Consider the following 11,991-nt stretch of genomic DNA (forward strand, 5'->3'; position numbering starts at 1 on the left):
GCTTTTAGCCGCTGAAAAGAAAGATGGGGACACCCAAACCCGGAAACAGCCATCAATGCACAACACAAGAAAAAAGGGAGGACCGAAGTCCCCCCATTAGTTTCGCCGTCTAAGCTCACTATGTTAACCGCTCGGAATTTTTTTGCCTGCGGCCTAGACGTCGTTAGGGGCGAGCGCACCCGCCCCGTGTACCAGAGACCTAAAAGAAGGCCCCCGTATAAGGTGGGAAGGACTACAGTCGCGCCCCACCCTGTTACTGCGGAAACTCAAAGAATTTCCTAATTCGTCGGGGGTCGGTCATTTGCATGGAGCCGACCCCCTACACATCTCCGGATCGGAGAGGTGAATTTCAGCTGCAGCCCGAAGTGCCACCGCATGTATTGCACTTCATGCAGGTGCCGTTGCGCACCAACGTGTAGTTGCCACATTCGCCACAGGCTTCGCCCTCATAGCCTTGCATTTTGGCTTTGACCCGTGCGTCCATTTTGATTGAGCCGGAACTGACGGTTCCAGAACTGACAGCCGTTGCCCCACCACCCGAAACGACGGCGGCTGTGGCGATTTCCGGCACCAGAGTTTCCAATGCACCCACAGGATCACTCATGCCTGCTTCGGCCATGCCTCCTTGCAGAACCACAAGATCTTGCGGCAAACGCTTGCGCAGATAGCCCGTTGAGCTGATTTGTTTCAGCACTTCCAAGGACTTGCTGGCCGCTGTTTCCGAAATCTCGGAGACGTTGCTGACGCCCTCTTCTTCGCCGCGCCCAAGGCTGTCAAATGACGCGCCTTCGGGTTGGACATGCGCCAGATCGGTGCGGTCCAGATAGGACACGGCCAGTTCGCGGAAGATGTAATCAAGGATTGAGGTCGCATTCTTGATGCTGTCGTTGCCTTGCACCATGCCGGCTGGTTCGAATTTGGTGAAGGTGAAGGCGTCGACAAATTCCTCCAAAGGCACACCGTATTGCAGACCCACGGACACAGCGATGGCAAAGTTGTTCATCATCGCCCGGAAGCCTGCACCTTCTTTGTGCATGTCGATGAAGATCTCGCCCAGATTGCCGTCTTGGTATTCACCTGTGCGCAGGTACACTTTGTGCCCGCCCACGATGGCTTTTTGGGTGTAGCCTTTGCGGCGCTCTGGCATCTTTTCGCGGTGCGACTTGACGATTTCCTTGATGATTACCTTTTCGACGATCTTTTCGGCCAGAACTGTGGCCTTTTCGTGCATGGAACCGCTTTCCAGTGTTTCCTGCGCGTCGTCGTCGTCTTCGACCAAAGCTGCCGCCAAAGGCTGGGACAGTTTGGAACCATCGCGGTACAAAGCGTTCGCTTTTACACCCAACGACCATGACAGTTCATAGGCTTTCTGGCAGTCTTCGATCGTTGCATCGTTTGGCATGTTGATCGTTTTGGAAATCGCACCCGAGATGAAGGATTGTGCCGCGGCCATCATGTGGATGTGGCTGTTCACGGACAAGTAACGCTTGCCGGTTTTGCCGCACGGGTTGGCGCAGTCAAAGATGCTGTAATGATGTTCTTTCAGATGCGGCGCACCTTCAACGGTCATTGTGCCACAAACGTGGTTGTTGGCTGCCTCGATGTCCGCCTTGGAGAAGCCCAAGGATTTTAGCAGATCGAAGGTTGGATCGTTCAGCTTTTCCGTTGGTATACCAAGCACTTGCGTGCAGAACTCTTCGCCCAAGGTCCATTGGTTGAAGACAAAGCGGATGTCGAAAGCTGATTCCAGCGCCGCGTCCACTTTGGCCAGCTCATTTGGTCCAAACCCATGCCCCATTAAGGACGTGTGGTTGATGCCCGGCGCGTTGCCGATGCTGCCGTGGCCCACGGCGTGGGATACGATTTCTTCGATCTGCGCCGACCCGTAGCCCAGCTTTTCCAAAGCCGCTGGCACGGATTGGTTGATGATCTTGAAGTAGCCGCCGCCCGCAAGCTTCTTGAATTTCACCAGCGCAAAGTCAGGCTCGATCCCTGTCGTGTCGCAATCCATCACCAGACCGATCGTGCCTGTTGGTGCGATCACAGAAGTTTGCGCGTTTCGGTAGCCGTTCTTTTCACCCAAAGCAAGCGCCTCGTCCCATGTGGACATTGCCAGATCAATCAGACGGGCATCCGGGCAGTTGGCGTGGTCCAATGGCACGGGTTTCACGGCCAATGCTTCATAGCCTTCTTTCGCGCCATAAGATGCGTTGCGATGGTTGCGCATGACCCGCAGCATGTGGTCGGCGTTCTTTTTGTAACCCGGGAACGGGCCAAGCTCGCCTGCCATTTCAGCAGATGTCGCATATGCAACGCCTGTCATGATCGCGGTCAACGCGCCACACAAGGCGCGGCCTTCGTCGCTGTCATAGGAATAGCCCATGTTCATCAGCAAGCCGCCGATGTTCGCATAACCCAGACCCAGCGTGCGGAAGTCATAAGACCGCTGCGCAATCGCTTTGGACGGGAACTGCGCCATCATCACCGAGATTTCCAGCGTCACAGTCCACAGACGCGAGGCGTGCATGTAGTCTTCCACTTGGAACTGGCCGTCTTTCAAGAAGGTCAGCAGGTTCATGGACGCAAGGTTACAGGCGGTGTCGTCAAGGAACATGTATTCGGAACACGGGTTTGATCCGCGGATTTCGCCGTCTTCAGGGCATGTGTGCCATTCGTTCACGGTGTCGTGGTATTGGATGCCTGGATCGGCACAGGCCCATGCGGCGTGGCCGACTTGTTCCCACAGATCACGCGCTTTGATGACCTTGTGTACTTTGCCGTTTGTACGGTTGACCAATTCCCAGTCTGCGTCTTTTTCAACGGCCGTCAGGAAGGCGTTTGTCACGCGGATAGAGTTGTTGGAGTTTTGGCCGGAGACAGAATTGTAAGCTTCGGAATCCCAATCCGTGTCATACGTCGGGAATTCGATGGATGTGTGGCCCTGCTTTGCGTAATCCAGCACGCGTTTCACGTATGTCTCTGGGATCGCAACCTTTTTAGCGGCACGCACGGCGTCTTTCAGCTGTGGGTTGGTCTTTGGATCGTAGGCGTCTGCCTCGGCGCCGTCCCATGCTTTGATCGCGTCAAAGATCAGGTTCAGCTTTTGCTCGTGCATTTTGGAGCCTGCGACGATGGACGCCACTTTCTGCTCTTCCAGCACCTTCCAGTTGATGAAGTCTTCGATATCGGGGTGATCCGCATCGACGATCACCATCTTGGCCGCGCGACGTGTTGTGCCACCGGACTTGATGGCCCCTGCTGCACGGTCACCGATTTTCAGGAAACCCATGAGGCCAGAGGATTTACCACCACCGGACAGATTTTCGCCCGCTGCCCGCAAGGACGAGAAGTTGGTGCCTGTGCCAGAGCCGTATTTGAACAAACGCGCTTCACGCACCCACAAATCCATGATGCCACCGTCGTTGACCAGATCGTCGGACACGGACTGGATGAAGCAGGCGTGGGGCTGTGGGTGTTCGTAGGATGATTTGGACGCAGTCAATTTGCCTGTCTTGTAATCGACATAGTGGTGGCCTTGGGCCGGACCATCGATGCCGTAAGCCCAGTGCAGCCCTGTGTTGAACCACTGCGGGCTGTTTGGTGCTGCGCGCTGCGAGGCCAGCATGTGGCGCATCTCGTCGTAGTAGGCCTGTGCGTCGGCTTCGGTGGTGAAGTAGCCACCTTTCCAGCCCCAATACGCCCACGCACCTGCAAGGCGGTCGAACACTTGCTTGGAAGATGTTTCGCCTGTGAACTCGACATCGTCGCCATCTGGAACAGAGCGCCACAGGAATTCGGGAACGTCTTTTTCTTTAACTTTCTTCAAACGGCTTGGAACGCCTGCTTTGCGGAAGTATTTTTGCGCGATGACATCTGACGCGACCTGGCTCCATTTGGCCGGCACCTCAACGTTGTCGAGGTGAAACACGATTGTACCATCAGGATTGCGGATTTCCGACACTGTGGACACGAAATCCAAGGATGCGTAAGCGTCCTGCCCGGCTGTCGTGAATGTTCTTTCAATCTTCATAGCGCTGCCTCATCACAAGCGTTTCAATTTTTTTGGCAGCCCCGGCGTTGCGGGCCCCCCACCTCAGTCGTTTGGGCGCAAAAATCGACGCTGCACGCAACGCATGTCACGCTGCACAGCCAGTTCAATTTGGAAAACCGAAGCTTTTTGCCGTCCCTACCGTTCCAACGTCCTGCTTAGTGTTAATCACTAAATCTAGTAGTGCGTTGGTTGGTTTACACAACTTGACGTATCTGCACCCATCCGGTCAACGCTCTTTTTGCACTTTTTTAACAACAAACACCCTTGACCAAACAAGATGAAACAGGGGGTCACGTGGGTGCCCGATTCACTTCGTTAACGTTAATAAATGTTAAGGATTTTTACCCCCAGTATCGGGTCACAGTTTTGTGAATGTTTGGGCCAGTTTAGCCCTAATTTGTGAACCATCCGATGAAGTTATCCACAAGTTAACGACCATGACTGTGGACGGAATTTGCTAAATCAATATTTTGTAGACCTTACGATGCGGGCCCTAAATATGGTGACCAAGATGCAACCAATTGCAACGAATCCGACGGTCTACGCCCCACCGATCAAAGGAATCACTGCAGCCGCTGGCGTACGAAACACAAGATGTTGAGATTTAAATGATCAAAACGACAACAGGCGCTACATGTAGATGTAGCGCCTGTTTGCGTCGCAGTCCTATGGGTGTCGGACTGGTTATATATGGTCGGGGCGAGAGGATTCGAACCTCCGACCCCCTGTACCCAAAACAGGTGCGCTACCAGGCTGCGCCACGCCCCGAACCATGTGCGTCTCTTTAGACCGCGTGTTCTGATTTGAAAAGCCCTTAAAGTACATCAAAGGTACCCCAATTCGATTTTATCTCACTTGTGCGCTGTGGCATTCAATTGGAACGATGAAAGCCCCTGCGCCATGGCCGCACAACCCGCCTAACAGGGCCAAGCGGCCAGAGATTTCACAAAAGAAGGATGCCGCATTTCAGATCCAACCGTAATGCCAAGCTGCTTGGCCAAACCGCCGTTGATCTCAAGAACGGCGACAAGCCCGTCGCCACCGTGGATCGGGGTCAGGTCTTGGGGAATCGCATTCGAGTGGATGTGCTTCACAACGCCAAACGGATCGACGAAGACCATATCCAAAGGAATCAGTGTGTTGCGCATCCAAAATGACAACGATTTTGGACGGTCGTAGACAAACAACATGCCCTTGGACAAAGGCATCTCTTCCACAAACATCAAACCGCGACTTTGAGTTTCAAAAGTGTCGGCCACATCGACGCTGAATCGCGCCTGCCCCCAATCGCCGCGAAGATACACAGTATCAGCACGACATTCTGCATACCCTGCCCCGCCTGTAGATAGAAAAACAACAGTCAGAGCCAAAGCAGACAGAATATACCGCACAATCAGGTGTCCTTGTGTAATGCAACTTCCCAGGCGTGAACTTCAGCCGCCATCTTACCACGTTTGCCGTCTATGACGCGCATTGCAAGGGCCTCGCCGGGTTGCAAATCAGAAAGCCCTGATCTGCGCAGCACTTCAACATGCAGGAAAACATCTTCTTCACGCGCAAAGATATTGGCGAATCCAAAGCCCTTGCCCTTGTCGAACCATTTGACCCTGCCCGGTTCCAGCGGCGCATCGGCCACTGTATCGGCGTCCAGCTCTGCGATGTCAGACAGGTTTGCTGTGCCGTCTCCTTCAGGCGGTTCAATACTGATAATTCCGACGGCTTGCACGCCGCGGTCGGTATTTTGGACATCTACAGTTATGCGCGCCCCGTCAGCGACAGAGCTTTGGCCAAAATTGCGCAGCACATTCACATGTAACAGGATATCGGGCCCACCTTGGTCCGCGACGACAAATCCAAAACCCTTTACGGGGTCAAACCATTTAACAAGGCCTGCAATCTGGTCCGTGGTATTTTCTTCGTTGGACACAGTATATCTTTCATTCATTTGCCAATAAAGTGGCACAATCTCTAACGCATAGTCTTGCGCGATTTTTGATTAAACATTCAAGCTGAAAAAAACCATACAAAACAATAAGCTGCAATTCACGATACGTGAAATTCAGGGATTTAGGCGATCTATCGCCCATGGAAGGTCGGTATTTTCACGGCGCCAGACAAACCGGTCATGCAACCTGTGATCTCCGTCTGCCCAGAATTCTATCTCAAGTGGCGTAATGCGGTAACCGCCCCAAAAGGGTGGTCGTTTGGGATTGGTGCCATGCGTGGCTGTGACTTTGGCAACTTTGGCCACCAACGCGGTGCGGCTGCTAAGCGGTTTGCTTTGATCCGAAGCCCAAGCCCCCAAGCGACTTTTAAGGGACCGCGAGGCGTAATACGCATCGGCTGATGGCCCGTCTTCCTTTTCGACCAGACCGCGTACACGAATTTGGCGGCGCAGCGACTTCCAGTGCATCACAAAGGCAGCTTTGCCCGCGCTGTCCAGTTCCTGTGCTTTGGCAGATGTATAGTTGGTGTAAAACACAAACGCTCCGGCTTCGATGTCTTTCAGCAAGACCATGCGCGCATTTGGCAATCCGGAGGCGTCTACGGTGCTTAACGCTATTGCATTCGGGTCGTTCAGTTCGCTGTCTTGGGCTTCTGCCAACCACTTTTGTGCAATCACAAAGGGGTCGTCGCCTGCAAATTTACCTTTACGCTCTGTCATAGCCGCTCCTGTTTGACCGATGTGCCGTTATTTCACGCCCTAGTGTACTACAAGCCTTACCTGACGGTAGCCTAAAGCTATTAGGAAACTTGATGCTCTTATCGCATTACCGTATTGGTCAAAACGACGCATCCGGGAACAATCGGTAATAAAAGTGGGGACAGGCATGCAAAACACTATCATGGCGGGAAAGCGCGGGCTGATTATGGGATTGGCCAATGACAAATCAATCGCGTGGGGCATCGCCAAAGCCTGTTCCGACGCAGGTGCCGAATTGGCCTTCTCGTATCAGGGTGACGCTTTGAAAAAACGCGTTGATCCGTTGGCGGCACAGCTTGGCAGCGACATCGTTCTGCCCTGTGACGTTGGTTCTGAAACATCCATGGATGCACTGTTTGACAGCCTGAAAGACCATTGGGATCACTTGGACTTTGTCGTTCATGCCATTGGTTTTTCAGACAAAAACGAATTGCGTGGCCGCTATGTCGACACCAGTCGCGACAATTTCGCGATGACGATGGACATTTCTGTGTTCTCTTTCACAGCGATCATGCAGCGCGCTGAAAAGATGATGTCCGAAGGCGGATCTGCCCTGACGTTGACATACTACGGCGCGGAACAAGTCATGCCGCATTACAATGTCATGGGTGTGGCCAAGGCCGCACTTGAAGCGTCGGTTAAGTATCTTGCCGAAGATTTGGGCAAAGACGGCATCCGGGTAAATGCCATTTCAGCGGGTCCGATCAAAACGCTGGCGGCGTCCGGTATCGGCGATTTTCGTTACATCATGAAGTGGAACGAATACAATTCGCCGCTCCGCCGCAACGTCACCATCGAAGACGTCGGCAAGTCTGCGCTGTATCTTTTGTCCGATCTGGCCTCTGGCACCACAGGCGAAAACCTGCACGTCGATGCGGGGTACCATGTCGTCGGTATGAAAGCCGTCGACGCGCCGGACATCAGCAAAGGGTAGTCGGCGCGTGACTTGGGACGCCCTTCTTGCCTTTAACACGATTCTAATCGTGGCCTTGGCCAGTCCGGGTGCCGCGATGCTATTTGCTATGAAAACCGCTGTAACCTCTGGCAGACGCGCCGGAATCTTTACGGGTTTGGGCCTTGGATGTGCGGCGACATGCTGGACCGGGGCCGCGTTTTTGGGCCTGGAGGCTGTGTTCACCTTGTTCCCATGGGCCTACACCGCTTTGAAAATCGGTGGTGCGCTTTACCTTTTGTATCTCGCTGTAACCATTTGGCGCAGCGCCCCTGACACATTGGGCCAAGCCCCCAAAGGACATGGCCGCGCGTTTCTGGACGGCCTCTTGGTCAACTTTGGTAACCCCAAGTCGATGCTGTTTGCGGCCGCCGTCATTGTGGTGATCTTTCCAAAGGATCTAACGTCAACGGACATCGCATTTGTGATTCTGAACCATCTAACGCTGGAAGTGATTTTTTACGCGGGCTTTGCAGTGCTTTTGTCCAGCCCGCCTGCCCGCGCAGGCTATCTGCGTCTTAAACCTCTCTTTGACCGTATCGCGTCCCTGTTGCTGGGCGGCTTCGGTCTGAAATTGCTGCTAGGAAAATAGTATGACCGCCAAAGATCCAAACCGCCTGCCCCACGAAAAAGGGTTTCACATCAGCTGGGACCAGATGCACCGCGACAGCCGCGCCCTTGCGTGGCGGTTGGACGGACGCGGGCCGGACGATGGCGCATGGCGCGCCATTGTGGCCATCACGCGCGGCGGCATGGCACCTGCAATGATCATTGCACGCGAACTGGACGTGCGCACCGTCGATACGATTTCGGTCAAATCCTACCATTCAGGCGGTGGCAAAGCGGATCAACGTTCTGAGGCCAAAGTCTTGAAATCCCCTGACAAAGAACTGATGGGGGACGGCACTGGCATCCTGATCATCGATGATCTGGTGGACAGTGGTAAAACCCTGGAACTGGTGCGGGAACTCTACCCTAACGCCCATTTCGCAACGGTCTATGCCAAACCCAAAGGGGAGCCTATGGTGGACACGTTCATCACGGGCGTATCGCAAGATACATGGATTTTCTTTCCTTGGGATATGGCGCTGCAATACGTCGAACCTTACCGCGGCACGGACTGACATTCAGGTCGCCTTTAACGGACCTGCCTTGCCAAAGGCATCCAACCTCTGACCACAAAGGCCAAGCATGGGCATCTCGCGCACATCCTCCACCTTCTCGCCCCCCGTCATGGAGGCACGGCGCTGGCTGGATGGCGTCACCCATCCTGATGATCGCCCATTGATCAATGTCAGCCAAGCAGCCCCTGTCGATCCACCCGTTCCACAGATGCGCGAAGCCATGGCACACGCAGCCCTCAATGACGACAACGTGCATTTGTATGGTCCGGTGCTGGGCACAGAATCGTTGCGCACGGCCTTGGCGGACAATGCGTCAAAACACTACGACACCCGGATCACAGCAGACAATGTGGCAATCACCTCGGGGTGCAATCAGGCTTTTGCAGCCGTGCTTGCGGCACTGTGCACGGAAGGGGATGAAGTTCTTGTTCCAACGCCTTGGTATTTCAACCATAAAATGTGGATGGACATGTCGGGCGTCGGGGCTGTACCGATCCCGTGCGAAGACAACATGCACCCCACTGTCGCCGCGGCAGAGGCACGGATCACATCGCGCACACGTGCCATCGCACTTGTCACCCCCAACAATCCAACAGGTGTGGAATACCCTGCGGATTTGGTTCTTGCCTTCTTTAAGCTGGCGCAAAAACACAGGCTGGCGTTGATTGTCGATGAAACCTACCGTGATTTTCACTCAAACCCGGTCGCCCCACACGCGTTGTTCCAGCAACCCGACTGGGGGCAGACGTTTATTCACCTTTATTCCTTCTCGAAATCCTATCGCCTGACAGGCCACCGTGTCGGGGCCATCATCGCCTCGCCCACACGCTTGCAAGAGATTGAAAAGTTTCTGGACACGGTCACCATCTGCCCCAACCAGATCGCGCAGCACGCAGCCCTTTGGGGATTGAACAACCTTGATGCATGGCTGGCCAAACAGCGCCTTGAAATTCTGGCAAGGGCCGCGGCAATCCGCGAAGGCTTCGACGTTCTGGCCGCCAAGGGCTGGACTCTGCGCAGTGCGGGGGCCTACTTTGCCTACATGCAGCACCCGTTTGCCATGTCATCGGCCGAATTGGCCCCGTTCCTGGTGAAAGATGCGGGCATTTTATGCCTGCCCGGCACCATGTTTGTGCCCGAAGGCGATCCAACGGGCGCCACGCATCTACGCATCGCTTTTGCCAATCTCGATGTGGCTGGCATCGCGACGCTTTATGAAAGACTTAGCGCTGTGGCATTGTGACCTGATCGCCCTTGCCACCTTGGGACTTGGCCCATAGAACAACCCTAAGACATACAAAAAGGCGAGCAACATGGCCAAAGGCGGCAACAGCATTTCGAAGACGGCAGTGTGGATATTGATGGGTCTGCTGATCTTGGGCTTGGGTGGATTTGGGGCGACAAATCTGACTGGCACCGTCAATACGCTTGGCACTGTGGGTGACAAAAATATTGATCTAAACACCTACGCACGGGATCTGGGCCGCGAAATCCAGAATATCCAACGCCGTACAGGTGAGCCGTTGCCCTTCACGCGCGTGCGCGAAATCGGGCTGGATCAAGCCGTCTTATCCCGATTGGTGACGCAGCGCGCTTTGGACAATGAGACGTCCAACATCGGCCTGTCGATCGGTGACGAAAACCTGCGCGACCAGATTTTGCAAATTCCTACGTTTCAGGGTGTCGATGGGTCCTTTGACCGCGAAGGCTACACTTTTGCGCTGCGCAACAGCGGCTTGTCCGAATCCGAATTTGAAACGACGCTGCGCGAAGAAACCGCGCGCACCATTCTGCAAGGCGCCGTATCAAGCGGTGTTGTGATGCCACAATCCTACGCCGACACCATCGTCAGCTACGTCGCAGAACAGCGCGACTTTACATGGGCGCGTTTGACCGCAGACGATCTGGACGGGCCATTGTTGACCGCCACATCTGACGATCTGCGCAGCTACTACGATGAAAACACACAAGACTTCATGCGTCCCGACATCAAACGCCTGACGTTCGTGCATCTGTCCCCTGACAGCTTGCTTCCAACAATCGAAATTCCCGAAGACCAGCTGCGCGCTGAATATGAGACGCGCATCGACGAATACAACACCCCCGAACGCCGCCTGGTCGAGCGTCTGGTGTTTCTGGATCAGGAAGCCGCAGATCAGGCCGCCGCAGCACTAGAAGTAAACGGCACCACATTTGAAGCTTTGGTCGACGGACGCGGTCTGGAACTGGCTGATATCGATCTGGGCGATGTCCAACGTCTTGAACTGGGCGACGCAGGCGAAGCCGTGTTCACCGCAGAAGCTGGCGATGTGGTTGGCCCGTTTGCCACTGATCTTGGCCCGGCATTGTTCCGCGTCAACGGCGTTCTGCCTGCACAAAGCACGTCCTTTGAAGACGCACAGCTGGAACTGCGTGACGCTTTGGGATCAGACCGTGCGCGCCGCATCATCGCATCCGAAGCCGAAAATCTAGATGATCTGTTGGCGGGTGGTGCGACTTTGGAAGAGATTGCGGCAGAATCCGATATGGAATTGGGCACGTTGGACTGGTTCGACGGCAGCGGTGACGGCATTGCCGCTTATGTTGATTTTGCCGAAGCCGCCCGCGCGGTGACAGTTGACGATTTTCCAGCCATTAAATCTTTGGACGATGGCGGTGTGTTTGCCATCCGTCTGGAAGAAGAAATTCCCGCACAACCCGCACCCTTCGACGAAGTGCTGCCTCAGGTTCAGGCCAACTGGGAAAACGCGCAAACCGAAAACCGCCTGCGTGAACAGGCCGAAGCCCTTGTGCCGCAGCTTGCCGCTGGCACAGATTTTGCTGGCCTTGGCTTGGACGCCACCCAAGAGGTCGACCAGACCCGCAGCAGCTTTGTGGGTGGCACGCCCCCCAGCTTTATGTCCGAGGTCTTTGAAATGGCCACAGGTGATTTGCGCGTGATCGACAGCTTTGGCACCGTCCTTCTGGTCCGTTTGGATGCCGTATCAGCAGCTTCTGACGATCCAGAAACGCAGGAACTTCAAGCGCAGCTTACAGCCCAGATCAATCAATCATTGGCGCAAGACCTGTTTGATGTTTTTGCCCAAGACACCTTGCTGCGTGCAGGTCAGCACATCGACCAACGCGCTTTGCAAGCGGTTCATGTCAATTTCCCCTAAAG

At 54.6% G+C, this 11,991-nt stretch carries 9 protein-coding genes and 1 tRNA gene; 5 read left to right on the plus strand and 5 right to left on the minus strand.

Annotated elements, in window-relative coordinates; all coding sequences use genetic code 11:
- Window positions 1-349: 349 nt before the first annotated feature.
- The 5 genes from ABJL60_RS06315 to pdxH form a co-directional block, all read right to left on the minus strand.
- Window positions 350-4,030, minus strand: a complete 3,681-nt coding sequence (locus ABJL60_RS06315) for a vitamin B12-dependent ribonucleotide reductase (RefSeq protein ID WP_348373570.1) — start codon at window positions 4,028-4,030, stop codon at window positions 350-352.
- Between the two features lie 712 nt (window positions 4,031-4,742).
- Window positions 4,743-4,819, minus strand: a tRNA-Pro gene (locus ABJL60_RS06320).
- Window positions 4,820-4,968: 149 nt separating this feature from the next.
- A complete protein-coding gene (locus ABJL60_RS06325) occupies window positions 4,969-5,433 on the minus strand; it encodes a DUF192 domain-containing protein (RefSeq protein WP_348373915.1) in 465 nt (154 codons plus the stop codon).
- A gap of 11 nt (window positions 5,434-5,444) precedes the next feature.
- Window positions 5,445-5,978 carry a cold shock domain-containing protein gene (locus ABJL60_RS06330; RefSeq protein WP_348285615.1) on the minus strand — a complete coding sequence of 178 codons (534 nt, stop codon included), beginning with the start codon at window positions 5,976-5,978 and terminating at the stop codon, window positions 5,445-5,447.
- Window positions 5,979-6,110: 132 nt separating this feature from the next.
- Window positions 6,111-6,716, minus strand: a complete 606-nt coding sequence (pdxH, locus tag ABJL60_RS06335) for a pyridoxamine 5'-phosphate oxidase (RefSeq protein WP_108828318.1) — start codon at window positions 6,714-6,716, stop codon at window positions 6,111-6,113.
- Window positions 6,717-6,882: 166 nt separating this feature from the next.
- Between pdxH and fabI the strand changes: the two genes are divergently transcribed.
- The 5 genes from fabI to ABJL60_RS06360 all read left to right on the plus strand — a co-directional run bounded on the left by fabI (window position 6,883) and on the right by ABJL60_RS06360 (window position 11,989).
- The gene (fabI, locus tag ABJL60_RS06340) at window positions 6,883-7,689 is read left to right on the plus strand and encodes an enoyl-ACP reductase FabI (protein ID WP_348285613.1); all 807 of its coding nucleotides are present in this window, start codon (window positions 6,883-6,885) and stop codon (window positions 7,687-7,689) included.
- Between the two features lie 7 nt (window positions 7,690-7,696).
- Window positions 7,697-8,299, plus strand: coding sequence for a LysE family translocator (locus ABJL60_RS06345; RefSeq protein WP_348285611.1), 603 nt, complete (start codon window positions 7,697-7,699; stop codon window positions 8,297-8,299).
- A 1-nt stretch (window position 8,300) separates the two neighbouring features.
- The gene (gene gpt, locus ABJL60_RS06350) at window positions 8,301-8,831 is read left to right on the plus strand and encodes a xanthine phosphoribosyltransferase (RefSeq protein WP_108828315.1); all 531 of its coding nucleotides are present in this window, start codon (window positions 8,301-8,303) and stop codon (window positions 8,829-8,831) included.
- Window positions 8,832-8,898: 67 nt separating this feature from the next.
- Window positions 8,899-10,074, plus strand: coding sequence for an aminotransferase (locus tag ABJL60_RS06355; protein ID WP_348373571.1), 1,176 nt, complete (start codon window positions 8,899-8,901; stop codon window positions 10,072-10,074).
- 70 nt (window positions 10,075-10,144) lie between these two features.
- Entirely contained in the window at window positions 10,145-11,989 is a 1,845-nt protein-coding gene (locus ABJL60_RS06360) for a peptidyl-prolyl cis-trans isomerase (protein WP_348373572.1), read from the plus strand.
- Window positions 11,990-11,991 lie beyond the last annotated feature (2 nt).

This window comes from Ascidiaceihabitans sp., from assembly GCF_039986515.1.
Taxonomy (GTDB): Bacteria; Pseudomonadota; Alphaproteobacteria; order Rhodobacterales; family Rhodobacteraceae; genus Ascidiaceihabitans.

Coding starts and splice junctions, on each gene's coding strand:
- gpt (WP_108828315.1), top strand. CDS start 8,301: ATGACCGCCAAAGATCCAAACCGCCTGCCCCACGAAAAAGGGTTTCAC.
- ABJL60_RS06360 (WP_348373572.1), top strand. CDS start 10,145: ATGGCCAAAGGCGGCAACAGCATTTCGAAGACGGCAGTGTGGATATTG.
- fabI (WP_348285613.1), top strand. CDS start 6,883: ATGCAAAACACTATCATGGCGGGAAAGCGCGGGCTGATTATGGGATTG.
- pdxH (WP_108828318.1), bottom strand. CDS start 6,716: ATGACAGAGCGTAAAGGTAAATTTGCAGGCGACGACCCCTTTGTGATT.
- ABJL60_RS06355 (WP_348373571.1), top strand. CDS start 8,899: ATGGGCATCTCGCGCACATCCTCCACCTTCTCGCCCCCCGTCATGGAG.
- ABJL60_RS06315 (WP_348373570.1), bottom strand. CDS start 4,030: ATGAAGATTGAAAGAACATTCACGACAGCCGGGCAGGACGCTTACGCA.